Here is a 24,969-nt window from a genome sequence, read left to right on the forward strand (position 1 = left end):
CGACTCGCGGCCCGCCCAGGGAAGAAGGTCATCGGACGGGATGGACCGCCGTCCCCCCGGCCGCCGAGACGCGGCGAGGTTTCCGGCCCCTGGTCACACCGGTCACTTCCCTGCCGGCAGCCGGATCGTTTCGCCGGCGGCCAGGCGCGCGGACCGGCCGCGGCATTCGATTTCGATCGGCGCGGCGTCGCCGCGGTCGGCGTGCACTTCGACGGTTCGACTGTCGATCCGAATCGTCAGGCGGTGCCCCCGGTACCGGATCGGAAACGTCAACGGAGCCAGTGCCGCGGGCCAGCAAGGACTGAAACCCATTCGGCCGCTGCGGGTTTCGAGACCGGTGAAGCAGCGTTGCAGGAGATCGACGCTTCCTGCCATGGCGGCGAGGTGAATGCCTTCGGCGGTGGTGCCGCCCTGGATGTCGGCGATATCGGATTCCAGGACATCGGTGAGGAACTCCAGGGCGCGGTCGCGGTTGGCGCGTGCGAGTACCCAGCTGTGCACGACGGCGCTCAGGGTGGAGCCGTGGGTGGTGCGGGCGAGGTAATAGTCCACCGTGCGCGGGATCGTGTCGGTGTCGAGCTGATATCCCATGTGGTGCAGCTGGTCTCGGAGTTCGTCGGCGGAGAGCAGGTAGAGCAGCATGAGGACGTCGGCTTGTTTGGCGACGCGATAACGGTTGACGTCGTCGCCTTCGGCCTCGAGGATTCGATCGAGCCGGCGGATGTCGCCGTAGCGACGGCGGTAGGCGTCCCAGTCCAACTCGGCCAAATCATGGTAACCGGCGAACTGGCTGATCATTCCGTCGTGGAAGGGAATGAACATCCGGGATGCGACCTCCGCCCAATGAGCGGGTTCCGCCGCGGTCACGCCGAGGGTCTCCATGAGTTCGGCGCGAGCGCGCGGTGCCAGCAGGTCCATGGCGGCGAGAGCATGACGGATCGTCCAGGCGGCCATGATGTTGGTGTAGGCGTTGTCATCGATACCGTCGTACGGGGCCTGCGGGTATCCGGAGTGGAACTCGTCCGGACCGATGACACCGCGCAGGTGATAGCGGTCGTCGGCGGGCTCGTAGACGGCACTGCCGGACCAGAAGCGGGCGATCTCCACCAGCAGTTCGGCGCCGTGGTCGGCGAGGAACTCGCGATCCTCGGTGGCCTGGTAGTACTGCCAGACGCTGTAGGCGATCGCCGCACCGGCGTGGTGGGCCCGGTGGCTCGGGTCCGGGGTCCAGTGTCCGGAACGCGGGTTGAGATGCAACCGCTGGCTCTGTTCGCGGCCGTCGCTGCCCGACTGCCATGGAAACAGCGCGCCGCGGCGACCGAGATCGGCTGCGGCACGGCGGGCTTCGGGCAGCCGCCGGTAGCGGTAGTGGAGCAGGGCACGGGTCAATGCCGGGAAGCGCACGGTCAGTACCGGCAGCACGAACAGTTCGTCCCAGAAGACGTGACCGCGGTAGGCCTCGCCGTGCAGTCCGCGCGCCGGTACTCCGGCGTCGAGATCGGCGGTGTGCGGCGATAATGTCTGGGCCAGATGGATCAGGTGCAGGCGTGTGGTCCGGGCCAAATGCGCGCTGCCGTCGGCGTCGATACGCAACCGTGCCCACAGGTGCTCCCAGGCCGTGGTGTGCCGGGAGAGCAGTTCGGCGAACCGCCCCGCGTCGGCGAGTGAACGCAGGGCCTGGGCGGCGGGATCGGATATGGCGGTGTCGTGGCCGGTGTGTACGGCGGCGACCTTTTCCACCAGTACCCGTTCGCCCGCAACGATCTCGATCTCGAATTCGTGCGCGGGCTGGTTGTCGGCGGAGGTGAATTCTCTTGCGACGACCAGAGTTTCATCATCCCGGTACACGACCGTACGTGTCGCGGTCGCGATCGGTATCCGAGATTGCGTGGTTTCGGCGAATACCAGCGCGATGCCGGTACCCACTGGGGCTGCCTGCCGAACGGCGAGGTGTGCGCCGGACAGATCCCGGTACCGATCGACGAGCGTGTTGCGGACCGTCCCATCGATGCCGGACGTGATGGTCAGGCGACCGGACCAGTTCTCGGCGGCGACCGTCATTTCCAGCGCGCACAGATGCGGGGCGTGCATGGCCGCGAACCGCCGTTGGGTCACCGCCGTGACGCGGCCGGCCCGGTCACGCACGCGCAGGGTGCGGATGAGTACGGCGCGGCGTAGATCGAATTGCTGCCGGTAGGTCAGTATGTCGGTGTCGTCGACGTCGAACCATTCGCTGTCGTCGATCCGCCAGCGGACCGGCAGCCAGTTCGGCAGATTCACCAGGCTTTCGTTGTGCACGGTGCGCCCGGCGATCTCGTCGCGGAGTTCGTTGTAGATCCCGGCCGCGTAGGTGCCCGGATAGTGATGGGCGGCGGCGCGGGACTCGGGTGCCGCGCCACGAGTGGCCAGGTAGCCGTTGCCGACAGTGCACAGCGCTTCGCGCAGCTTTTCCGTGGCCGGGTCGTAGCCGTCATAGGTCAGTAGCCACGAGTCGGAGGCGGCGGCCTCGTCAGCTCCAGAGAGCAGTTCGGCGAGCCGGTCGAGAAAGTCGCGGACCCGCGCGGGGCCGTCCAGCGCGAAATGCGCCGCGGTGCGTCGATCACCGTTCTCGGCCTGACGGACCACGATCGGTATGCCGTCGGAGGCGATCGCGTCGAACGCGTCTTCATCGGTCAGGTCGTCACCGGCGTAGACGGGCCGAGCGGGCATCCCGAGCCGGTCCATGATCCATTGCAGCGCAAGGCCTTTGTCCCAGTCCACGTCCGGTTGCAGCTCGGTGACCATGCGGCCGTTGGTCACCCGTAAGCCGAGCCGCCTGCCGATCTCGTGCGCGGCACCCACAACCTGGCCGACGGCTGTGCGGGCGACGTTGCGGTGATGGACGGCGACCGCGAATCGCTTGTGCTCCACCCGCACTCCGGCGACGTTCCGCAGCCGCTGTTCGATGTCGGCGGCGGCGCGCGCCAACACGGGTTCCGCCACCGCCCCGGCCTCGTGGATGTGCACTGTGCCGTCGGGTGCGCAGAGTTCGTAGCCGTGGCTGCCCGCATACCAGAGCCCGTCCACCCCGACTCGCTTCCGCACATCATCGAGCCCGCGGCCACTGACGATCGCGACCGGGCACACCCGCGCCAGCGCGGCCAGCGACTCCCCCGCGCCGTCGACCAGCGTCGCAGCGTCCGGATCGGCCACGATCTCGGCCAGGGTGCCGTCGAAATCCAGGAGGACGGCCGCGCTGTCGGCGTCCAGCAGGTCAGCGATTTGCGGCCACGCGGCCACCGCGTCCGGCAGATCCCACATTTTCCGGAAGCCATCACGTACCCGGACACCGGCCAGATCGGTGACCACCACATCAGCGCCCGACCCGCGCAGCCGATCGGCGTGGCCACTCCGATCCACTCCGATGACCAGCCCGAATCCCCCGCCACGACCGGCGGCCACCCCGGCTTCGGAGTCTTCGACCACCGCGGTGCGCACCGGGTCGGCGCCCAGGCGGCGGGCCGTCTCGACGAGCATCGCCGGATCCGGTTTACCCGGCAACGCCAGCTCCTGCGCCACAAGGCCGTCCACTCGAATTCGGAACAGGTCGGCGATCCCGGCCGCCGTGAGTACCTCGGCGCAGTTGCGGCTGGCGGAGAAGACCGCGGTGCCGACGCCGGCGCGGCGCAACCGCCGGATCAAGGCGATCGTCGACGCGAACGCCGGTACACCGTCACGGTGGAGCCGGGACAGAAAGAGGCGGTCCTTGCGGTTGCCCAGTCCGCAGATCGTCATCGCGTCGTCGGGATCGGCCGGCTCGCCGAAGGGCAGGAGAATGCGCCGCGCGGTGAGGAAATCCGCGACACCGTCATAGCGCGGTTTGCCATCCACATACCGCTCATAATCGGCGGTGGTGAACGGAGCGGTGTCCTCTCCGGCCGAGGCCGGGCGGGTCGCGAGAAACGCATCGAACAATTCTGTCCAGGCGGCGAAATGAACCGACGCGCTGTCGGTCACGACGCCGTCCATGTCGAAGATCACCGCGTCGTAGCGGCGCGTGTCCAGCGTCGGCCCTGCCGTCGACATATCGTGCACACCCCCACTGTGGTCGCGGCCGCGGCGGACCGGCAAGGGTCGCAAGTCCCGGTTCGCCCATGCGAGCGGAGGACGGCGGCGCAGCCTCGCCCGCTATCACGATTCGTCGGCCGGGCCGGCATTCTCCTCGATGATTCGGCGATGTAGTTCTGTGGTCATGACGTGAATGGCCCGGGTCAGTTCGGTGTTCGTCTCGAGTTCGAGTTCTTCCTCGGCGAAGTCGTGATCGGCTTTCAGTTGCTGGAACTCGGCCGCACGGTTCTGCCCGATCATGACGAAGGTCGACAGGAAGATCGCCTCCAGCGACACCACGAGCGTCAGCGTCGGCCACGGACTGTCCTCGCAGAGAATCATCCACCCGGCGAACCCCGCCGCATGGAGATAGACGAAGGGCATCGATCCGGCGAACCGAGTGGTCCAATCCGCCAACCGCAGCTGCCAGTTGTCCCTGCGCCTGCTCCGGAAGTCGACCACAACCGGATGCTGATCGGCGCGGGGTGGTTGTGACATCAGCGAACTCCTCAGCGAATCGGATGATGAAGGTCGGTAGTCGCCGCGATCCCTGTGGGACCTTCTCCGCTCGAGAACGGCCATTGGACCCGTGCTCGGGTGCCGGTACATCGGCGATCTTGGAGGCACCGGATCCCGGATCACCCGATTGCGGGGGCACGCACACGAAGGAGGCCGGTGTGGCCGAACTGCGAAATACACCGCACGTCAGCCAGGCGCACGACCCGGTGGTATGGCCCGACCCCAGCCCGCTCACCTCATGGTGGGACGACGTCATGAGCGACGATGCAGCGCGCGCAGGGCGCATTCGCCGCAGGGACGTCCGGCCTCTCCCCGCTCCCGGCCATCACTTTGTGTACTGAGACCATGCCGCACGACGAGCCTTTCGCCGTCCTCCACGAAACCCACTCCGCGGTGGTCCTGATACAGGGCGATCGCGCGTACAAGATGAAGAAGCCGGTCGTCACCGATTTCCTCGATTTCGGCACTCTCGCACGGCGCGAGCAGGCGTGTGCGCGCGAGCTGGAGCTGAACCGGCGACTGTCGCCGGACGTCTATCTCGGCGTCGGGCGACTCACCGATCCGACCGGGGGACCCGGCGAACCGGTCCTCGTCATGCGACGCATGCCGGACGCCGCGCGGTTGTCCACCGTGGTCGCCGGTGCGCGGGAGGCCCAGAGCGCACTGTCGGCGCTGACAAGGGTGCTCGCGGAATTTCACGACCGCGCGAACCGAAGCCGGGAGATCGACCGTGCCGCGCAAGTTTCCGCGGTTCGCGCTCGATGGGATTCGCTGCTGGACGGGCTCACCGATCCACCGGTGTCCGAGGCGCGCGTACACCACCTCCGGCGTTTGGTGACGAGGTATCTGGACGGCCGGAAGCCGTTGTTCGACAAGCGGATCGCGACCGGGCGGATCGTGGACGGGCACGGGGATCTGCACGCCGGTGACATCTTCGTGTTCCCCGACGGCTTCCGCGTCTTGGATTGCCTCGACTTCGACGACACACTGCGCCACGTCGACCGACTGGACGACATCGCTTTCCTGGCAATGGATCTGGAATTCCTCGGCCATCGCGATATCGCCGATACGCTACTCGCCGAGTATCTGACCCGCACCGACGATCCCGCGCCGCCGTCGCTGCGACACCACTACATCGCCTACCGAGCGGTGGTCCGCGCCAAGGTGAACTGCATCCGCTGCCGACAGGGCGCCGACGACGCGGCCGACCACGCCGCCCGCCACGTCGACCTGGCGATACGGCACCTGGAGGCCGGTGCGGTCCGGCTGGCGCTGGTCGGCGGATTGCCGGGCACCGGGAAGTCGACTGTCGCACAAGCGCTGGCCCACGAGACCGGCGCGATCCTGTTGTCCAGCGACCATATCCGCGCGGGCCGCCGGGCACAGGGCGTGCTCGCCGGTCCGGCGGGCGTCTACGGTGGCGGCGCCTACCGTCCGGACGCGCGGGCTCAGGTGTACGCAGTCATGCGCGCCGAGGCCGAGACACTGCTGGCAGCCGGCCACTCGGTGGTGCTCGACGCCAGCTGGTGTGCTGCCGACGAGCGCCGCCGCGCGGCCCGATCGGCCGCCGACACCCACGCCGAGCTCGTAGAGATCCGCTGTACCGCACCGCCTTCGGTCGCCACGGCGCGCATCACGGCCCGCCACGGCGGCGAATCCGAGGCGACGCCCGCGATCGCCGCCGCGATGGCCGCCGACCAGGCATACTGGCCTGCTGCGGTCAGCCTGGACACCACCCGCCCGCTGCCCGATAGCATCCGCGCCGCGTTGTGCGTGTGGGAGCGAACAGGCGAGCGCTGACACCGGCTCGGGCGATCCACCGCGCTGTTCGGCCGCGGGTTGCCCAGCGGGCCGCCCATTCCGGCCGCTACCGAGGCCCGGCCGGGCGTTGTCTGCCGCTGTGCCACCGCATCATTGATCCCGGCGCCCGCGGCATGGCTCCACGCGGAACACCGGGTAGTCGGCGGCGATCGGCTCGAACGCCGAGGGCGGTGCCTCCCGCCCTACCGGAATATGCGGTCGCGCACCGGGCGCCACCTGGACGTAGCGCCACAGCACAGGCGCCCGCCGACTCGGCTCGACCTCGATGAGCCGCACCGTTTCCCGGCGGCCGTGCCGCAATACCGCGTGGCCGTCCGCGGCCCGCAGGTTGCGCACCCAGTTCGTGTGCTCCCCCAGCATCGACACCACGTACCGTCCGCCGTCGTGGTCGGTCAGCACCACGGGGAACCAGACCGTACGGCCACTGCGGCGGCCCCGAACGCCGAGCGCCGCCGCTCGATGCGGCAGCACACCGAGCCCGAACGCCCACGCTGACCACCGATTCTGTAGTCGCGCAAAGGCATTCGGACGCCCGCCCCGGTACAGCCACCGCAAGTAATCTCCGTACCACCCCATGAGCGATCCTTTCATCCCCAGAAGCCCGGACGACAGGCGATCACCAGCCGAGCGGACCGTCATCCGAGCACGGTGGCCGAGCCGGTAAGGTCGTGATACAGCTGGCGAATTCGCGACGGTAGCCCCACGCCCGTCCCGGGTGTCGTCAGTGTGGCGGTGGCCGCGGCGATCCCGAGACGAACGGCGTCATCGAGATCCAGCCCGCGGGCCAGCCCGACGGTGAGACCGCCGACCATCGCGTCACCCGCTCCGATACCGCTACGCACCGGCACCGTGATCGGCGCGAACCACTCGTCTCCCGCCGCGGTGACGGCCAGCGCGCCTTCCGCACCCAGCGACACCACCACGATCCGCGCGACACCGGCCGCGATCAGCTCACGTGCCGCGGTCACCTGGTCGGCCCGGTTCGGTAGCGGGTGCCCGACACAGTCGGCGAGTTCCCGCACACTCGGCTTCAACAGATACACACCACGGCGCATGGCGCGCAGCGGTGCGCCGGAGGTGTCGAGGATCAACGGCACACCCAGCGTGTCGGCGAGGTCGGCCACCTGCTGGAAGTAGGTTTCCGGCACACCGGGAGGCAGACTTCCGCTGGCGACGAGATACCTGGCGGAACGGGCGACCTCCTCGACCGCTGCCAGACACCGATGCTGTTCGGCCGGGGTCAGCCGTGCCCCCGGGAACACGAATCGGTACTGCCGGCCGGAGCCGGTGTCGCTGACCGAGAAGCTCTCTCGCGTCGGTTCCGCGACCGGCACGGCCCGGACGGGTACCGCCGCGCGGACCATCTCGATGAGAAACCGCCCCGTGTGCCCGCCCGCCGGGAAGACCGCGGTGGCCGATTCCCCCAGGGCCACCGCAGTGCGCGCGACGTTGACTCCACCGCCACCGGGATCGAACCGCGGTGTGCTACAGCGCATTTTATCGGTGGGAAGCAATGCCGGGGCGCGGGTGGCGATGTCGACCGCGGGGTTCATCGTGAGCGTGACGATCGACATCGCACCACCTTCCTGGGGTCCGGCCCGGCCGGTCGCCGGGTGCGGTCTCGATGTTTCGGCACTGTCGATTCCACGTTGATCGCGGCGGCGCGGGTAGGGCATCGAGTAGGTCGCATCGGTGGCCGAAGTCCCGGCCGATACCGGCGAACGCGGTACACCGCCGCACGCGATGACCTTGGTCCCTGGCATCGAAGGAGTTCTCCCGCGGCGGCTCGACCCGCGGCATCGCCACACTGAGACAACCGGACCGATCTTCGCGGACCGGTGGCGGTGTAGTTCGTAACGCAGGCAGCGGAGGTGCGCGATCGACGAGCCGTCCCCGCCGCGCCCGAACGGTGACTCCGCAGCGGTCGCGTACGTGCGGCCACCACGGTTCCACTGGCTGGCGCTGGGTTGCGTCGGCGCGACCGCCGCGGTGATGTGGGTCACCGAATCGGGCGTCGCCGACGCCGCGGATCGGTTCGTCTTCCACCTGGTCAATTCTGTCCCGGACGGAGGGTATCGGCCGCTGTGGGTGATGCAGCTGCTGGGCGTACTCGGCGCACCGATGGCCGTGGCGATCGCCGCGTTCCTGACTCGCCGACGGCGGCTGGCGGCGGGAATGCTGTTGCTGGCACCGACGAAGCTTCTGGTGGAGTACGACATCCTCAAGGTGCTGGTCGACCATGAGCGTCCCGGCACGGTGGTACCCGGCGCGATCCTGCGGGATGTCCCTGCCGCGGGGCTCGCGTTCCCGTCAGGACACGCGATCATCGTCTTCGGGATGGCGACATTGTTGTCCCCGTACCTCGACAGCCGTTGGCGCGTCGGTCTTTTCGGCGCGGCAGTCGCCGCAGCGGTGGCGCGGGTCTACCTCGGGGCGCATACGCCGTTGGACGTCCTCGGCGGCGCCACCGCCGGGATCGCGCTCGGCGCGCTGCTGAATCTCGTTGTCGGCGTTCCCGCGCCGCGGCCCGCGACAACCGGCCGTACCGATCCGCGACGAAAGACCCTGACCGGCAGCGGACGCCGGTGGCATGGTTCCGGTGAACCGAAGAAGGGCAACCGAGCATGACAATCGACGCGACCACCGATCACCCGGCTCGGGCGGCCGAATCGTCCCGCGCACCGCGGCGCAGGCCGATCGAGCGGCACATCGGCGACGCGGTGCGGGTGGTCCTGGGCATCGCCGCCGTCCTCGTCTCCGCGCTGGTCGCGCACTACACGAAAGTGCCGCGGCTGGAAGCCGACCTGTTCCACCTCATCAACGATCTGCCGTCGTGGGTTACGCCGGCGTTGTGGCCGGTCATGCAGCTGGGCACCATCGGGGCCGTCGGCGTGGTGGCAGTGACCGCGCTGCTGTTCGGCCGCGTGCGGCTCGCCCGCGATATCGCCGCCGCCGGAGTCCTCGCCTACGTGCTGGCGCTGGTGGTCAAACACCTGGTCGGCCGGGCCCGCCCGGACGTCCTGCTGCCGGATCTGGTGCTGCGCAGCCACCAAGGCGGGCTCGGGTTCGTGTCCGGACACGCCGCGGTGGCGGCGGCGCTGGCCGCGGCCACCGCGCCCTGGCTGCCTCGGGCCTGGCGTCGCGTCGCGTGGGCCGCGGCCGCCACCGTCGCTCTGGCGCGCGTATTCATGGGCGCGCACCTGATACTCGACGTCTTCGGCGGCGCGGCCCTCGGCTGGACGATCGCCGCCGGACTGCATCTGCTGTGGGGCGCACCGGTGCACCGTGCCGAACCGCCGGACGTCCGGCGCGCGCTGACGGCGGCCGGTTTCCAGCCACTCGAGGTCGCGCCCGTGCGTGAAGACGCCCGCGGTTCCCGGCCCTTCACCGTCACCACCGACACCGGCCGCGATCTGTTCGTGAAGGTCATCGGCTACCACGAACGCAACTCCGACCTGCTGTTCAAACTCTTCCGGCACCTGATGTTCCGTGAACTGGAAGACGAGTCACCGTTCGCCACACCGAAACAGCAAGCCGAACACGAGGCATTCCTCGCCTTGCTCGCCCGCCGCGCGGGGGTCCGCACCCCGGAGATCATGGGTGTCGGAACCACCGCTCACGGCGATGCCTGGTTCGCCGAGAAACGCATCGCCGCAACCACTCTCGCGCACCCGGCCGAATCCGTTTCCGATGACACGCTCCGCGATGTCTGGCGTCAGCTCGCGCTGCTGCGCGCCGCGCGTATCGCCCACCGTGACCTGCGACTGGCCAATGTTCTCGTCGATGGCGAGGGACGACCCTGGATCGTCGACTTCGGTTTCGGGGAAGCCAGCGCGTCGCAGCACCGGCTCGACGGCGACGTGGCCGAATTACTGGTCTCGATGAGTCTCGCGGTCGGCGCGCCACGAGCGGTGCGCACGGCTCTCGAAGTGCTCGGCCGCGACGCGGTGCTCGGCGCCGCACCGCAACTGCAACCGCTGGCGCTGGCATCGGCGACACGTAGCGGTGTCCGCCGCCACCGCGGCCTGCTCGAGGAGTTGCGGTCGGCTGTCGCCGCGGCGACCGACACCGATGCCGTGCGCCCGGAGGTGATGGTGCGCGTGCGCTGGCAAACTCTGGCCTGGATCGCCGCCACCGTGTTCGCCACCTACGTCCTGCTGCCGCAGATCGGCCGGCTCGGCGCCACCATCGCCGTCCTGGACGACGCGCGCTGGTACTGGCTGACCGGAACCTTCGCGATGGCCGCGGCCACCTACCTCACCGCGACGCTGGCGCTGATGGGCGCCTGTCCGCGGCCGTTGGCCTTCGGGCGCACGGTCAACGCGCAGCTGGCGTCGTCGTTCGCGAACCGGCTCGCGCCGTTCGGTCTCGGGTCCACCGCCGTCAACGAGCGATATCTGGAGCGGTCCGGAGTGCCGCGCCCCGGCGCGGTCGCCGCCATCGCTCTCATCGTGAGCTCCGGATTCCTGCTCCATTTCGTCGAATTGGTCGGGGCGGGACTGTGGCTGGGCCGCACTCGTCTCCTGCTCACCTCGGCGCTGCCCAGTGGCTGGGGGTTGCTCATCGGTTTCGTCACCGTCATGACCGTGCTCGGAGCCGGCGTCTGGATATTCCTGAAACGGCCCGAGTGGTTCGACCATGTGCGCGGTACCGCGGCGGCGATCACCGACCTCGCGCGCACACCACGCCGGGCCGCCCTGTTGTTCGGCGGGCAATTGGGCACCAATATCTGCTACATCGCGGCACTCGGCTTCGCGGTGCACGCCTTCGGTGGCGCGCCGTCGCCCGCGCTGGTGGCCGCCGTCTTCCTCGGCGGGGCGGCCCTCGGCGCCGCCAGCCCCACCCCCGCCGGACTCGGCGTGGTCGAAGCCTCCCTGGTCGCCGGGCTCACCGTCGGCGGCGTCCCCAGCGCCGCCGCGATCGCCGGCGTGCTGTCCTACCGCCTGGCCACCTTCTGGCTGCCTGCCGCCATCGGATTCTTCTCGTTCCGGTCGCTGCAGCGTCGCCGAATCCTCTGACGCGCGGCCCTGCGTGGCGCGCGGCGGACCGTATGGGAGCACATGCTCGGCGCATCAGGTGGCGGCCGGCTCGTCGGAGTCGTCACGGACGAAAGTCCCAGTGCGGCTGGGCATATCGCATCTACCGGATTTCCGGGCGCGGTGCGATTCTGGATGCGTGATGGCTACTCGGAGCACGCGCCACATCGGCGATCGGCACTCGGTACTGGCGCTGGTGTCGGGACTCGTCGCGATCTGGGCGCTGGCCGGGGCCGCCGGGCTGGCCACGGGAATCGTCGAACTCGGCACGGCGGTCGAGGAGCGCATTCCCCTCGACAGCCCGGTGCTGGCCGCGGTCGCACTGGCGGTGGTGGTCGGTGTACCTCAGGCGTTGACCGCCGGGCTCGCCGTTCGCGCCGATCCCCGAGCACCGGCGGTGGCGATGATCGCCGGTGGGCTGCTCATCGGATGGATTGTCCTGCAGGCGTACACCATCGAGGTGTTCAGCTGGCTGCAACCGGTGTGCGTGGCAGCGGGACTGGTCGTGCTGTCTCTGGGCATGGCACTCCCTCCCGACCCCCGGCGCCGGCTGATGCCACGTTGACCGATCACCCTTACCGCTGTTGTCCGGCAGCATCTTTCGCGAGCGCGCACGACGATGATCGGGCAGCCGACCGCCTGCGGCAACGCCGCGCCGGTGGGTCCGCGGCTCGGCGGTCACCCTCGGCGCTCATGGTTACTGCTTGTCCTGTTCGATGGGGCGGGAAATCGTGCGCCATTCCCGTGCCCACTGGGCTCGGTGGCACCGGTCGACCAGCCATGTGGTCAGCCAGACCATCACCGCGATGCACGTGCCGATCTCGACCAGGAAGCCCAGCGCGAGCCCGATACCCCGCCAGGCCGCCGTACCGACCGGCACCGGTGGATTCGTGGGACGTCCGTCGCGTCCCACCCAGAGTGTTACGTGATCGCCCGGGCGGGCCGTCGGATCGACGTCGGTCGACGCCTGGCCCGTCTCACCACCCTCACTCCACCGCACCACAGTCTCGTACCGATTGTCGCCGGTGTCGTTCACGATCGCCGACACGCGCACCGGCTCGTCGGTAATTGTCGCTGTCACTTGTGTTTTCGCCGCATTGTCGGCACGGATCTCGGCTTGCGCGTCGGTGTAGCCGGCAGTGCCGATCGCGCCGCATACCGGAACGGCGCCGAGGGCCACGACGATCGCCATGACACGGACGCCACTCTCGAACCGGTCCGACACCCGAAGCAGCGGGTTGCGGGACCAGGGGGCGGTCCGCCACCACCGCGAGGCCGGCCACGGATACGCGGCGTTCGCTCGCACCGCGTCCGGTTCCTCGGCTCTCATAGCGGGCGCACGATCTCGTCGATCGGCCGCCGCGGTGTCCGCGGTACCGGGTCGGCACTCGTCGCGGCGAAGCCGAACCGGATGATCAGCTGCGGAAAGCCGCTGTCGCCGAGGACCTCCGTACGGATGTAGTCCCGCGCGCCGCGGACCTCGAGCGGCTCGGTCAGCGGGCAGGTGGCCAGCCCGAGCGAGGTCGCGGTCAGCAGCACCGCGCCGGCCGCCTCACCGGCCCGCAGGCAGGAGATCCGGTCATCGCTGGTGGTGCTCAGCAGCAGGAGCCGAGCGTCGGCGTCGACATCGCTGATGACCGCCTGCCGCAGACCCGGGTTCGCGAACGGCCGCACGGTGGGGTCCGTCGCGACGACCGCGCTGCGTGCGGGCACGCCCTCCGGCGTGGCATGGCGTCCGCTCCAGCGAGACAGTTCTGTGCCGTAGGAGAAGTCACCGGCATGATGCGAGGCCGCCTGCTCGAAGGCGTCCAGAAGTCGCGCTCGGACAGAGCCGCTGTCGATATCGCGGACCAGGACACCGTTGGCGACACCCGCGTCGACGAGGGCGGAGACGAACGCGGCGGGGACCTCCCAGGAGGTGTAGCGGCGCCGGTCGGTACGTCGCCGGGCGATGCCGCGCGCCATCCGTACCGCCTCGGGAGTCGATACGCCGGAACGGAATTCCACCGCTGCCAAGTGGTTCGGGTCCGCCGGATTCGGCAGCCGGTGTACGAGTGTCTCCCAGCCGAAGACCTGCGCCGCGACACGGAAATGTTGCAGTGCCGCACCACAACTCATGATCAGATCTCGTTGATCGGGGTCCGTGTGCGGCAGGTGGCGGGCGGTGTCGGCGTACAGGTGCACGGTATCGGCGCCGAGGCGCCACAGCCATGGCTGGGTGTTGTGCACCGACGGGGCGCGCACCGCCAGTCCCAGAGCAGCACGAATCGTATCGTGATCAGGATGGTTCGTCATCTCTTGCGACCCTTCACTGTTCGACGGGCAGGGCCAGGACCTGGCCGGTCGTCGCCCCGCCGTCGCAGACGAACTCCACCCCCGTGGAGAACGTCGCCTCGGTGACGATGAACCGCACCATCGCCGCCACCTCTTCCGGTTCCCCGAACCGCGGCAAAGGCTGTGCGGCGGCGATGGATTCGTCCATCTGCGCGGTCATCGGCGTGTGGATCGGGCCCGGATGCACCGAGCACACCCGCACGTCGGCGGGGCCGAGTTCCAGAGCCGCCGTCTTGGTCAGGCCGCGAAGCCCCCATTTACTGGCCACGTAGGCGCCGATGCCCGAATAGCCCATCAGTCCGGCGGTCGACGAGATGTTCACGATCACGCCGTTACCCGCGGCCCGCAGCGCCGGTCCGGCCAGATGCATGCCCAGCCACGCTCCGTACAGATTGACGTCGAGGACGTGCCGGAACATCTGCGGCGATTCGCTGTCCACCGCGCCGAAGTCCAGAATGCCCGCGTTGTTGATCAGAACGCCCAGGGGACCGAACAGTGCTTCGGCATCGGCGATCACGGTGCGCCAGTCGTTCTCGTCCGTGACGTCCAAGTGCCGGAAAGCGACATGTGGCCCCAGCGACGCGGCCAGTTCCGTTCCTTCGCCGTCGAGCAGATCGGCGATCACCACACCGAATTGCTCTTTCGCCAACGCAGCCGCCACGGCTGCTCCGATGCCACGCGCACCGCCGGTGACGATCGCGCTTCTGCCGGTGAATTCGTTCACGGTTCCGTATCCCTTCGGTTCGATGTCTGCGCTCGAAATTCAGCATCGCCCGCCGCCACACCGGCCGGGACAGTCGAAAGTCACCTCCGGTCAGGCCGTCGGACAGGTCCTGCGAGTCCGCCGACGACAGAAGTGGCCAGCGCCGGGCAAAGGTCGCTTCGAACCGCGACGAAAGCCCCTGCCGGGCGGACCGCGCGCCGCAGAGAGTGGACCTATGACTTCCGACCGTTCCGACCGCACCGAACACACGGTGCTGGTCACCTACGCCAGTGCCCGCGGGTCCACCGCCGAGATCGCCGAGTTCATCGCGAACCGGATGCGGGATCAGGGCTTACACGTCCGTGTCGCTTCGGTCTCCGAGGATCTCGACCCCGAACTGTTCGAGGCGGTGGTGCTGGGCAGCGCCATCCACAACGGAGCGTTCTTGCCCGAGTTCGTCGAGTACACCGAACGGCACGGCGTCGCCCTGCGACTGCGCCCGGCGTGGTTGTTCAGCGTCGGCATGGGCCCGGCCCTGCGCGGACCGCTCGGCACCCCGCTGCGGCACGCCACCCCGCCGGCGATCGCGGCCGTCCGAAAAGACATGTGCGCGCTCGGTTTCCGATCGTTCGCGGGAGTATTCCAGCGACCCGACGAATTCCGGATACGACTGATCATGTGGCTGCTGGGCTGCCGCGTGGGCGATCAACGAGATTGGACGGCCATCGGCACATGGACCGACAGCATCGTCAGCTGGATCGACAAGCGACTGCCGGACACACGATTCCCCGCCGTCACCGAACCCGACCACCGACGTTGACCGCCGGTGCGCCATCGGGAGCACACATGACGACATTCGCCGATGCGCGCCGCGCGCGGGCGGCGCGCGCGGCGCTGGCCGGCGTGGCCGGCTTCACCGCGTTCTGGGCCGCAGCCGGGGCGGTCGGCCTCATCGGCGGAGGCGCCGACCCGGGTGCCACCGTCACCGCACGACTACCGTGGCACAGCACCGCTGTGGCAGGAGTACTGCTGGCCTTGGTGATCGGTGCGCCCATGGCCCTCACCGCGGCGGCCGTGGTGCGCCGGGATCACCGTTCCGACACCGTCGCGATGCTCAGCGGGGCAGTGCTGGTCGGCTGGGTGACGGTGCAGCCGGCGATCATCGGCCAGTTCCATTGGTTGCAGCCGGTGTTCGGCTTGCTCGGCCTCACCGTGGCAGCTCTCGGCCTGTATCTGCGCGGCTATCGAGGACGGTGACACCGGGGTGCTCTGGGACGCGGTGCCGTCCGCCCCGCGAGCGAGAGACCTCCGATAGGGCCCATCGGCTCGTATCCGGGCCGAGGGCCTTTCGTCCCGGCGAACCGGTGCCGCTCGGCAGCGTCGCGGCGGCACCGGCATCTCCTACCGTGTGAGCAGGTGCCCGGTTCGATGCCGGGAAACCTTGTCTTCGAGGAGGATTCGTGTCACACGAGAACGAAGTGCATCAGCTGGCCTCCGCTGCGGTGGTCGTCGGCGTCGACGGATCCCGCGGCTCCGAGACCGCGCTACGGTGGGCGGCCCGGTTCGCGTCGCGGCGTGGCCGCGCGCTGCAGATCGTGCACGGCATGAACCTGGTGGGAACCGCCGCCCGGTTCGGCGCCTACGCGGTCACGGCGGCACCGGTCATCGACGCGGCCCGCGCGCACGGGCGAGCGGTGGTCGAGGACGCCGAACGGATCGTGCGCGAGATCGCCCCTGATCTGCCGGTCATGATCGTGCTCGCGGCCGACGCCGCCTCCGGCGTCCTCATCGACCACAGCGCCGACGCCTACGCCGTCGTCCTCGGCGCCACCGGCTCGGTGGGCACACTGACCCACCTCGGGTCCACCCTGCTGGCCGTGACCGGCCACGCCCAGGGCACGGTGATCGTGGTCCGTACCGATCCCGCCGATGACACCGTCCACACGACCGGTCCGGTCGTGGTGGGTGTCGACGGCAGTCCGACCAGCGAAGCGGCGATCGCGGCCGCCTTCGCGGAGGCCGCCGCACGCGGCACCAACCTTGTCGCCGTCCACACCTGGAGCGACTGGGATTTCGGACAGTTCGCCGGACGCGACGATCTGTTCCTGCCCAACGCCGACTACGAGCAAGCCGAGGAAGCGATCCTCGCCGAGCGGCTCGCCGGATGGCAGGAGAAGTACCCCGAGGTCAGCGTCACTCGCAAGGTCTACCTGTTCCGACCCGCGGCACAACTGCAGGAATGGTCCGATGCCGCGCAACTGATCGTTGTCGGCAGCCGCGGACGAGGCGGATTCGCCGGACTGCTGCTCGGTTCCACCGCGAACTCACTGGTGCAGCACGCCCACTGCCCGGTGATGGTGGTCCATCCCACCGAGAGCTGAACAGGCCGCGCGACACACGTCGCATTCGAACCATCGTTACGGCGCCGCCCGGTTTCCGGCTGACCGGTTCCGGGCATGCCCGCAACGAGTGCGCCGACAGACGGAAGGACTCGCCATGACAGCGGAGCCGAACACGGACGCACATCATCTGGCCTCGGCGCCGGTGGTGGTCGGTGTAGACGGTTCGGAGGCAGCGGACTCGGCGGTGGACTGGGCCGCCGAACTCGCTGACCGGCGCGGCCGGGAATTGCGAATCGTCCATGGGGCCGACCTGGACGGAATTCGGTCCGCTGCCGCTCGCTACGGTATCGGGAATACGCCCGCGCTGGACGCCGTCCGGGCTTCCGCGACCGCGCTGGTACAGCGATCCGAACAGCGAGCCCGCCGAGCCCGGCCGGGACTGCGGATCGCGGCCGAGGTCGCGGACTCCGCACCGGCGCGGCTGCTGGTGCACCACAGCATCACTTCGTACCTGGTAGTGCTCGGCGCGTCGGGCACCAACAGCGTCGCCACACACGTGGGCTCCGTCCTGCTGGCCGTGGCAGCCCATGCACGTGGCACGGTGGCGGTGGTCCGTCCGGACAACCGGCACCAGGTCCGGACGGACGGCCCCGTCGTGGTGGGTGTCGATGGAAGTCCGGTCAGCGAGGACGCGATCGGCAAGGCGTTCGACGAGGCATCCGAACGCGGCGTTCCGCTGGTGGCGGTACACGTGTGGAGCGACCTGAGACTCACCCGCTATGCGGGGTTGGGCGACTTCTTCTCTCCGCTCGGCAACGTCCAGGACACCGAGATCGCGTTGCTGGCCGAACGCCTGGCGGGATGGCAGGCCGCCTATCCCGACGTCACGATCGAGCGCCACGTGTACCTGGCAGATCCGGCCCGCCGCCTGCGCGACTGGTCGGCCACCGCACAGTTGCTGGTGATCGGCAGTCGCGGCCGAGGCGGCGTGCTCGGCGGCCTGCTGGGATCGACGTCGAATTCCCTTGTACAGCATTCACGGTGCCCGGTGATGGTGGTCCATCCCACCGAGTGACCGACTGCTCATCGTCGCTTTTCGATCAGCCGGATACCGGTGACGATCTCGGGCTCGATCATGATCACGGTGTCCATCACGTTGTCGACCCACGACTGCAGCAGCCGCTCGTAGCGGGCGACGCGGACGGATCAGAGCACGACCGGCAAACCGTAGCGGCACAGCCGCTCGGCGACGAATCCGGACGGGCCGCTGACCCGAACCGGCACATCGGCCTCCCGCAGCGGCCCGGCAGTATCACTCGACAACGACCTGTTTCCTTAATTCAGACCCCCTGGCCCCGTGCTATCCAGGTCATCCGACCACCGGGCCGGCCGAGCGAGTAGGGCCGAAGGTCCCACGAATCGCGGCTGCCGGAAGGACCATCCGAGGGCCGAGACGATGCCATTGGGACGTACCGTCCCCCCTGCGTCCGAATTAGCGTGGTGACATCACCACTACGGGATTGGAAACGAAAGATGATCACAGTGTTCCTGGTCGACGACCACGAAATCGTCCGCCGAGGCGTGGCCGACCTGCTGGAGAGCGATCCGGAACTGACCGTGATCGGCGAGGCCGGCACCGCCTCGCAAGCTCTCGCCCGAATTCCCGCCCTGCGCCCGGACGTCGCCGTCCTCGATGTGCGGCTGCCCGACGGCAACGGCATCGAACTGTGCCGTGAGCTGCTGTCCAAGCACGACGGCCTGCGCTGCCTGATCCTCACCTCCTTCACCGACGAGCAGGCCATGCTCGACGCGATCCTCGCCGGTGCCAGCGGTTATGTCGTCAAGGACGTCAAGGGCATGGAACTGGCCCGGGCGGTCAAGGACGTCGGAGCCGGACTCTCGCTGCTGGACAACCGCGCGGCCGCGGCGCTGATGGAACAATTGCGCCGACGCACCGAGCCCGACGGGCCGCTGGCGACACTGACCGAGCAGGAACGCAAGCTGCTCGACCTGCTCGGTGAGGGACTCACCAACCGGCAGATCGCCGAGCGGATGTTCCTCGCCGAGAAGACCGTGAAGAACTACGTCTCCCGCCTGCTGGCCAAACTCGGCATGGAGAGACGTACCCAGGCCGCCGTCTACGCCTCGTCGCTGCGGCGCGATCGTCCCGATCAGCCGGTCGCGTCGCCGGGCGCCGCCCGCCGGTAGGCATCCAGTGCAGTGGGCAACGTCGGAAACAGCAGGTCGGGTCCGATCCGCTCGGTGAGACCGGCGGCGTCCAGGGCCTCGCGCAGGTCCTGCTTCACCCGGGCCAGCGCGAAAACCATGCCGCGCCCGGTCAATTCGGCACGCAGCTGCTCCACAGCGTCCAGTGCGGTCAGATCGACTTCCACGTTGGCCTCGACGTTGAGCACGAACCACCGCACCGTCCCCTGCCGCACCGCCGCCGATTCGACGGCTTCGCGCGCACGGCGCCGGAAGTCCTCGGCGTTGGCGAAGCACAGCGGTGCGTCGTACCGGTACACCACCAAGCCCGACACGAGTTCGGCATCCGGGTAATCGTCGATGTCGTGCATGCCGGCCAGGCCGGGCACGAACCCCTGCACCGCGTCGTGTGCGCGCGCCACCCGCCGCAGCAGATCCAGAATCGACAGGGCGATGGCGACCAGCACGCCGTACAGCACGCCCAGTCCGAGGACGGCCACGGTCGTGCCCACCGCCAGCACAAGCTCGCTGCGACGGAACCCGGCGATGCGGCGGAACTCGGGGAGATCGATCAACTGCAGCGCCGCGTACACCACCAGCGCACCCAGCGCGGCCGCGGGGAAGACCGCGAGCACCCCGCGGCCCACGAGCAGGACGGCCAGCACGGACACCACCGTGACCACCGAATACATCTGCGTCCGTGCACCGGCCACATCGGCGAGGGTCGTGCGACTGCCGCTGCAGCTGACGGGAAAACCGTGCAGGAGCCCGGCGGCCACGTTGGTCGCACCGAGAGCGGCGAGTTCGGCCTCGGCGTCGATGTGGCGCCCGTGCCGTGCCGCGAACGCCCGTGCGGTGAGGGCATTGTCGGAGAAGGCGACGACCGCGATTCCGACCGCGGGCAGCACCAGCCTGCCCACATCCGAGACCGTCACACCGCCGAATCCCGGCACGGGCAACCCGGAAGGTATCGCTCCGACTACCCGAATTCCGTATTGCTGCAAAGAGAACACCGCGACGATGAGGGACGCAGCCAGTACCACCAGCAGCGGTCCCGGCACATGCGGAAGCCACTTGCCCAGCACCAGTAGGCATCCCACCACGGCACCGGCCAATACGACAGTGGGCCAATGGATGTCGCCGAGATGTTGCGCGAACGACCGTAGCTGCTCGGGAATCGTCTCCCCCGTCACGGGCACGCCGCTCACACGCCCGAGCTGACCGGCGATCATGATCCCGGCGGTGCCGGCCAGGTATCCGACCAGCACCGGTTTCGACAGCAGGTCGGCGAGAATACCCAGCCGGGCGACCGCCGCGACGAGGCAGATCGCCCCCACCAACAGCGCCAGCACCGCCGCCAGAGTGGCGTACCGCCGCGCATCGCCGTTCGCCAATGGCACCAGCGTGACCGCCGTGAGCAGCGCCGTGGTCGATTCGGGACCGACCGACAGTTGCCGCGAACTGCCGAGTAGCACGTACACCACCAGCGGACCCAGCGCGGTCCACAATCCCACGACCGGCGGCAGTCCGGCCACCGTCGCGTAGGCCATCACCTGGGGAATCAGGTAGGCGGCGACGGTCACACCGGCGACAGCGTCGGTGCGCAACCACTCCGCACGGTAGCCGCGAAACTGCTCCAGCCCCGCGAACCACCTCATCCGGCGCGCCGTTTTCGTTCGGCCATCACCACACCCTCCGCGTCTCCGACACCCTCGCACCCGCCTCGGCACGGTACCTCCATGCAGGAGATACGAGCGCGCTGCCGGATCATCTTGCCGGTCGCGCGGGCGTTGCCCGACCGACCGACGCGCCGGACCATGGCCGACAGTGGAACGTCACCCGACCGGCTTCCCGGTGCCCACGTCGGCGCCGTCGGCTCGTCGACGCGCCCGGTCCAGTAGAACCGCGATCTCGTCCGCGATACCCGACGCGAGGACGTCGATGTCCGGCGTGGAGTCATAGTCTGCGGTGATGCCGAACGTCAACCGGTCGGTGTAGCTGAGAATCGCGACGGTCGTGCGCACCCGCATGGCGACGGGTATACACGGCCAGATTTCCAGTACGTCGTGCCCGGCGAGCCGCAGCGGTCGTCGCGGACCGGGAACGTTCGTCGCCAGTGCGGCCACACCGCGCTGCGGGACCCGCGACGCGGTCCGCAACGTCCATGCCACGATCGCGGAGGGCAGCAGCCCCGCCAGCGACAGCAACGACCTCTCCGCTTCGGCCTCGCCACGGGAACGATGCCGCGCGATGTGGTCGTGCACCGCGCAAAGCCGTTCGAGGGGGTCCTCGAGCTCTGTCGGCAGACGCGTGATCATCGCCGAAACCCGATTGTCCAGAACGTATTTCGCATTCACGGCCCGCACCGAGACGGGGACGAGAATCCGTACCGCCCCCGACGCCGGCCGCTCGCCCCGGGCCGCCAGTAGCCGGCGATAGGCACCGGCGAGCGCCGCCACCGCCACGTCGTTGATCGTCACGCCGAACGCCGCGCCGATCTCGCGCATCTCGGTCAGGCTCGCCCGTGCCACCGCATACCGGCGCTGGCGTCCGATCGGTCCGTTCAGCGACGTCCCGCTCGTCGGTGTCACCGCGGCCAGCAACACCGGCACGAGGGTGCGCGCGGACCTGACAGCTGCCCAGGGTGCGGTGAACGGCAGCCGGACGGCCTGACCGATCCACTGCCGCATACCACGCGATGCCGGTTCGGCGGGCGCGCGGCCGCGCTGGGGCCAGTCCGCGGCGGCATCGCAGAAACTCTCGAACAAGGTGATCCCCGCGACACCGTCGACCATACTGTGATGCGCCTTGACGATTACCGCCCAGCGGTCACCCGCCAGGTGATCCACCATGACCGCCTCCCACAGCGGATGGTCACGATCGAGCCGTTCGGTCAGCTCGGTCGCGATCAGTTCACACATCGCGGCATCGTCGCCCGTACCGGGCAATGCGGTCCACCGAATGTGGTGCCCCAGATCGAAATCCGGGTCGTCTTCCCACACGGGCGCGGTCACATCCAGTGGGCTGCGCCGTACTCGCTGCCGCAGCCGCCGATGCCGCCGCAGCGCACGGTCGACACCGGCGCGGAATTCCGCCCGGCTCGGTGGCGGCCCCGCTATGATCGCCGCCGCGGCGATACCGAGGCTGATATGCCGGTCGGAATCTTCCAGCTCCATGAATCCCGTGTCCAGCGGGCTCAGTTCCGTCATCGTCCACACCTGCCCCGGGCCGCCGCCGCGTCCTGGCCTACGCGCTGCTCGCGCCCCGGTCGGTGTCCGGCGTTCGGTCCGCGCCGGTGGGCACGACGATCGTGGGACATTGCGCCAGATGCAGCAACGCGGTGCTGGTCGAGCCGAGGACCATGCCGGGGAAACCGCCGCGCCCGTGACTGCCGACGACCAGCAGCTGCGCGTCCTCGGCATGTGCCAGCAAGGCGCGAACGGGGCTGTCGCACACCACGACTCGTTCGACGGGCACATCGGGGAACTGCTCGGCCCAGCCGGCCAGGCTCTCCGCGAGCAGGACCTGCTCGGTTTCGCGGATGCCGTCCCAGCCCACCACTGGCAGGTCGTACCCGCTCATGTCGCTCCACGCGTGCACAGCGACCAGACCCGCCTTGCGCTGTGACGCTTCGGCGAACGCGGCCGCGACGGCCGGCACGCTGTGCGCGGTGCCGTCGACACCGACCACCACCGGTTTCCCCGACCACCCGGCGTCAGCGGCGGCATCACCGTGCACGACGGCCACCGGACAGCGCGCGTGCCGGGTGATCGCGGTACTGACCGAGCCGAGCAGCATGCGGCGCAGCGCGCCGCGCCCGCGGCTGCCGACCACGACCATCCGCGCTCGTGCCGAGCGCTCGAGCAGCGTGGGAATGATCATGTCGAATGTCAGTTCCGTGGTGATCGCGACGTCCGCGTCGGGCGTGGCGTGCCGCGCCACCGACGCCGCCTCGGCCAGCACCCGCTCGCCGTCCGCCCGCAGCCACTGTTGTTCGTTCGCGGCCAGCATCGAGGTCAGTCCCGGATGCGGTGCCACGCCGAAGGAGGTGATGACGTGCAGTGCGCAGCGATGCAGGGCAGCCTCGACCGCGGCCCACACCACCGCCTGCAACGCGATCTCCGATCCGTCGGCCCCGACCACGATGGTCGCCGCGCTGTCCGGTCCTGTCATATCGTCTCCTCTGTCCGGTATCGACCATCAGCCTGCCCGACCTCGCACGGCGCACACAGGGTCCAAGGTCGATCCGGTACAGGCACTCCGGCACAGCCGGCTGCCGCCCCGCCACCTGTCCGAAGGCGGCGCGCCGCAGGGCACTGGGTCCCGACAGCACGGGGCGCACCATGAAAAGTGACCATCGACTCGCCATCCGGTACACAACGACCCCTGTCGCGGCAGGAGGTCACACCGGAGGCTGAACCCATGACCTCCGCGCACACCCCCGACACCCGCGTCGCTCCCGATGACGCCACAATCACCGCGGCGCTGCAACTGGCACAGCGAGCACCGTCCGTGCACAACACCCAGCCCTGGCGCTGGCGGTTCGACGGTACCCGGCTGGAGCTGCACACCGATCGCGACCGCATGCTGCCGGCAACCGATCCGCACGGCCGCCAGCAGGTGATCAGTTGCGGTGCGGTCCTGCACCACGCCCGCACCGCATTCGCCGCGCACGGCTGGCACACCGACACCACCCGCATACCCGACTCCGACCGGCCCGACTACCTGGCGGCGATCGAATTCCGTCCCTGGCCCGACCCGCCGGCGGGTATCGCAACACGCGCGGGGGCGATCAACACCCGGCGCAGCGACCGACTGCCGCTGCTGCATCCCGAGCATTGGGCGGCAATGCTGCCCGCGCTGCGGAAGCTGGTCTCACCTCACGACATCACTCTCGACGTGCTCGACAGCACCGGCCGCGCCCGGCTGGCCGCGATCTCCGAACAGGCCGCCGCCGCGCGCCGCGACGACGAGATGTATCAGATGGAATTGCAGTGGTGGGCAGGGCATTCCGGCGTTCAGGAAGGCGTGCCGCTCGACGCGCTGGTCTCCGACGCCGAGGCGGCTCGGGTCGGAGTGGCCCGCGCCTTTCCCGCCGCACCGCACTCCATGCGCCGCGCCGAGCACACCGACCATGCCCAGCTGGTGGCGTTGGGCTCCGGCGGCGACTCGGTGCCGAACTGGTTGCACACCGGCGAAGCGCTGTCCGCGGTGCTGCTGGAATGCACCGCGGCCGGCCTGGCGACATGCGCGGTCACCCACGTCACCGAGCTGCCCGCCGGGCGGCGCACCCTGGCCAACCTGCTCCCCCACCAAGCCGTCCCGCAAGTCGTGATCCGCGTCGGTACCGTGCCGCCCGGGGAATCCGAACTTCCGCTCACGCCCCGCCGCCCACTCACCGACATCCTCACGATCGAGCACACCTGAAAACTTTCGATGCGGAAGGAAACCATGACAGACCACGCCGATCCGCTGGCACCGGCCGTGCACACGGCGCACGCCTGGATCCGCTCCGTCGCGGCCGGTCTCGGCACCGACGACCGCGGCTTCGCCCACCGCGCGCTACGCGCCTGGCTGCACACGGTGCGCGACCGCGTCGGCGCAGCCACCCTCGCGCACCTCAGCGCACAATTGCCGGTAGTGCTGCGCGGCATACTGTTCGAAGGCTGGACACCGGACCGGGCACCGGCAGGCCACGACGTGGCGTCGTTCACGGATCAGTTCGCCAGCGCGGCAGGCGTCTGCGGTGACGAAGCGGTCGCGCTCGCCGGCGCGGTCACCGAGGCGCTGACCGACCTGTTCTCGCCCGGCCAGCTCGAGCATGTCTTCGCCGTGCTGCCCGCCGATCTGCGCCGCGTCCTGCGCGGCACCGACCTGGACGGGACCTTCGAGCCCGGTGCCGACCGTGTGACCACTTGGTAGG

General features: G+C 69.3%; 21 protein-coding genes and 1 pseudogene. 11 read left to right on the plus strand and 11 right to left on the minus strand.

Features of this window, described 5'->3' with window-relative positions; genetic code table 11:
- Nucleotides 1-102: 102 nt before the first annotated feature.
- Together otsB and NWFMUON74_RS18805 are read right to left on the minus strand one after the other, a co-directional pair.
- Nucleotides 103-4,065 carry a trehalose-phosphatase gene (gene otsB / locus NWFMUON74_RS18800; protein WP_187689263.1) on the minus strand — a complete coding sequence of 1,321 codons (3,963 nt, stop codon included), beginning with the start codon at nt 4,063-4,065 and terminating at the stop codon, nt 103-105.
- Nucleotides 4,066-4,170: 105 nt separating this feature from the next.
- Entirely contained in the window at nt 4,171-4,584 is a 414-nt protein-coding gene (locus NWFMUON74_RS18805; protein ID WP_187683176.1) for a DUF1003 domain-containing protein, read from the minus strand.
- A gap of 366 nt (nt 4,585-4,950) precedes the next feature.
- Here NWFMUON74_RS18805 and NWFMUON74_RS18810 point away from each other — a divergent pair, with 366 nt between their 5' ends.
- Entirely contained in the window at nt 4,951-6,405 is a 1,455-nt protein-coding gene (locus NWFMUON74_RS18810) for a bifunctional aminoglycoside phosphotransferase/ATP-binding protein (RefSeq protein ID WP_187683177.1), read from the plus strand.
- A gap of 111 nt (nt 6,406-6,516) precedes the next feature.
- Here the strand turns inward: NWFMUON74_RS18810 and NWFMUON74_RS36590 are convergent, their stop codons facing one another.
- On the minus strand, nt 6,517-7,065 hold the full coding sequence (locus NWFMUON74_RS36590; RefSeq protein ID WP_342213933.1) for a nitroreductase/quinone reductase family protein: 549 nt from the start codon (nt 7,063-7,065) through the stop codon (nt 6,517-6,519).
- Nucleotides 7,062-8,000 (minus strand): 1-phosphofructokinase family hexose kinase, encoded by a 939-nt coding sequence (locus tag NWFMUON74_RS18820; RefSeq protein WP_187683179.1) that lies wholly within the window; start codon nt 7,998-8,000, stop codon nt 7,062-7,064. The genes NWFMUON74_RS36590 and NWFMUON74_RS18820 overlap by 4 nt, the downstream gene beginning before the upstream one ends.
- 358 nt (nt 8,001-8,358) lie before the next feature.
- Between NWFMUON74_RS18820 and NWFMUON74_RS18825 the strand changes: the two genes are divergently transcribed.
- From NWFMUON74_RS18825 to NWFMUON74_RS18835, 3 genes are all read left to right on the plus strand, one after another.
- Nucleotides 8,359-9,054, plus strand: a complete 696-nt coding sequence (locus tag NWFMUON74_RS18825) for a phosphatase PAP2 family protein (RefSeq protein ID WP_232110433.1) — start codon at nt 8,359-8,361, stop codon at nt 9,052-9,054.
- Nucleotides 9,051-11,444 carry a lysylphosphatidylglycerol synthase domain-containing protein gene (locus NWFMUON74_RS18830; RefSeq protein ID WP_187683180.1) on the plus strand — a complete coding sequence of 798 codons (2,394 nt, stop codon included), beginning with the start codon at nt 9,051-9,053 and terminating at the stop codon, nt 11,442-11,444. Before NWFMUON74_RS18825 ends, NWFMUON74_RS18830 begins: the two co-directional genes overlap by 4 nt.
- A 160-nt stretch (nt 11,445-11,604) precedes the next feature.
- Nucleotides 11,605-12,027 (plus strand): hypothetical protein, encoded by a 423-nt coding sequence (locus tag NWFMUON74_RS18835; protein WP_187683181.1) that lies wholly within the window; start codon nt 11,605-11,607, stop codon nt 12,025-12,027.
- A 132-nt stretch (nt 12,028-12,159) separates the two neighbouring features.
- Here the strand turns inward: NWFMUON74_RS18835 and NWFMUON74_RS18840 are convergent, their stop codons facing one another.
- Genes NWFMUON74_RS18840 through NWFMUON74_RS18850 form a run of 3 tightly spaced genes read right to left on the minus strand, consistent with a single transcriptional unit; the run spans nt 12,160 to nt 14,520 of the window.
- Nucleotides 12,160-12,792, minus strand: coding sequence for an Rv1733c family protein (locus NWFMUON74_RS18840; protein WP_425300500.1), 633 nt, complete (start codon nt 12,790-12,792; stop codon nt 12,160-12,162).
- A complete protein-coding gene (locus tag NWFMUON74_RS18845) occupies nt 12,789-13,757 on the minus strand; it encodes an Acg family FMN-binding oxidoreductase (protein ID WP_187683183.1) in 969 nt (322 codons plus the stop codon). The genes NWFMUON74_RS18840 and NWFMUON74_RS18845 overlap by 4 nt, the downstream gene beginning before the upstream one ends.
- Before the next feature lie 13 nt (nt 13,758-13,770).
- On the minus strand, nt 13,771-14,520 hold the full coding sequence (locus NWFMUON74_RS18850) for an SDR family NAD(P)-dependent oxidoreductase (RefSeq protein WP_187683184.1): 750 nt from the start codon (nt 14,518-14,520) through the stop codon (nt 13,771-13,773).
- Between the two features lie 214 nt (nt 14,521-14,734).
- Between NWFMUON74_RS18850 and NWFMUON74_RS18855 the strand changes: the two genes are divergently transcribed.
- The 4 genes from NWFMUON74_RS18855 to NWFMUON74_RS18870 all read left to right on the plus strand — a co-directional run bounded on the left by NWFMUON74_RS18855 (nt 14,735) and on the right by NWFMUON74_RS18870 (nt 17,916).
- Nucleotides 14,735-15,319 (plus strand): flavodoxin domain-containing protein, encoded by a 585-nt coding sequence (locus NWFMUON74_RS18855; protein WP_187683185.1) that lies wholly within the window; start codon nt 14,735-14,737, stop codon nt 15,317-15,319.
- A 26-nt stretch (nt 15,320-15,345) separates the two neighbouring features.
- Nucleotides 15,346-15,756: a hypothetical protein gene (locus NWFMUON74_RS18860; RefSeq protein WP_187683186.1), complete on the plus strand. Its 411-nt coding sequence runs from the start codon at nt 15,346-15,348 to the stop codon at nt 15,754-15,756.
- A gap of 203 nt (nt 15,757-15,959) precedes the next feature.
- Complete coding sequence (locus NWFMUON74_RS18865) at nt 15,960-16,880, plus strand: universal stress protein (protein ID WP_232110434.1); 921 nt, start codon at nt 15,960-15,962, stop codon at nt 16,878-16,880.
- A 115-nt stretch (nt 16,881-16,995) separates the two neighbouring features.
- Nucleotides 16,996-17,916 carry a universal stress protein gene (locus NWFMUON74_RS18870; protein ID WP_187683187.1) on the plus strand — a complete coding sequence of 307 codons (921 nt, stop codon included), beginning with the start codon at nt 16,996-16,998 and terminating at the stop codon, nt 17,914-17,916.
- Between the two features lie 8 nt (nt 17,917-17,924).
- On the opposite strand, the pseudogene NWFMUON74_RS36165 reads toward NWFMUON74_RS18870, so the two are convergent.
- A pseudogene (locus NWFMUON74_RS36165) lies at nt 17,925-18,041 on the minus strand (pyridoxamine 5'-phosphate oxidase family protein); the annotation flags it as partial.
- Nucleotides 18,042-18,374: 333 nt separating this feature from the next.
- Between NWFMUON74_RS36165 and NWFMUON74_RS18875 the strand changes: the two are divergent.
- Nucleotides 18,375-19,049: a response regulator gene (locus tag NWFMUON74_RS18875; RefSeq protein ID WP_187683188.1), complete on the plus strand. Its 675-nt coding sequence runs from the start codon at nt 18,375-18,377 to the stop codon at nt 19,047-19,049.
- On the opposite strand, the gene NWFMUON74_RS18880 is transcribed toward NWFMUON74_RS18875, so the two are convergent.
- From NWFMUON74_RS18880 to NWFMUON74_RS18890, 3 genes are all read right to left on the minus strand, one after another.
- Nucleotides 19,013-20,704 (minus strand): SulP family inorganic anion transporter, encoded by a 1,692-nt coding sequence (locus NWFMUON74_RS18880; RefSeq protein WP_187683189.1) that lies wholly within the window; start codon nt 20,702-20,704, stop codon nt 19,013-19,015. The two genes, NWFMUON74_RS18875 and NWFMUON74_RS18880, sit on opposite strands and share 37 nt — an antisense overlap.
- Nucleotides 20,705-20,881: 177 nt before the next feature.
- Complete coding sequence (locus tag NWFMUON74_RS18885; RefSeq protein WP_187683190.1) at nt 20,882-22,255, minus strand: wax ester/triacylglycerol synthase family O-acyltransferase; 1,374 nt, start codon at nt 22,253-22,255, stop codon at nt 20,882-20,884.
- A 37-nt stretch (nt 22,256-22,292) separates the two neighbouring features.
- Complete coding sequence (locus NWFMUON74_RS18890; protein WP_187683191.1) at nt 22,293-23,219, minus strand: universal stress protein; 927 nt, start codon at nt 23,217-23,219, stop codon at nt 22,293-22,295.
- 249 nt (nt 23,220-23,468) lie between these two features.
- Between NWFMUON74_RS18890 and NWFMUON74_RS18895 the strand changes: the two genes are divergently transcribed.
- Nucleotides 23,469-24,473 carry an Acg family FMN-binding oxidoreductase gene (locus NWFMUON74_RS18895; protein ID WP_187683192.1) on the plus strand — a complete coding sequence of 335 codons (1,005 nt, stop codon included), beginning with the start codon at nt 23,469-23,471 and terminating at the stop codon, nt 24,471-24,473.
- Nucleotides 24,474-24,497: 24 nt separating this feature from the next.
- Entirely contained in the window at nt 24,498-24,968 is a 471-nt protein-coding gene (locus NWFMUON74_RS18900) for a DUF2267 domain-containing protein (RefSeq protein WP_187683193.1), read from the plus strand.
- Nucleotide 24,969 lies beyond the last annotated feature (1 nt).

The sequence above is a fragment of the Nocardia wallacei genome, assembly GCF_014466955.1.
GTDB lineage: Bacteria > Actinomycetota > Actinomycetes > Mycobacteriales > Mycobacteriaceae > Nocardia > Nocardia wallacei.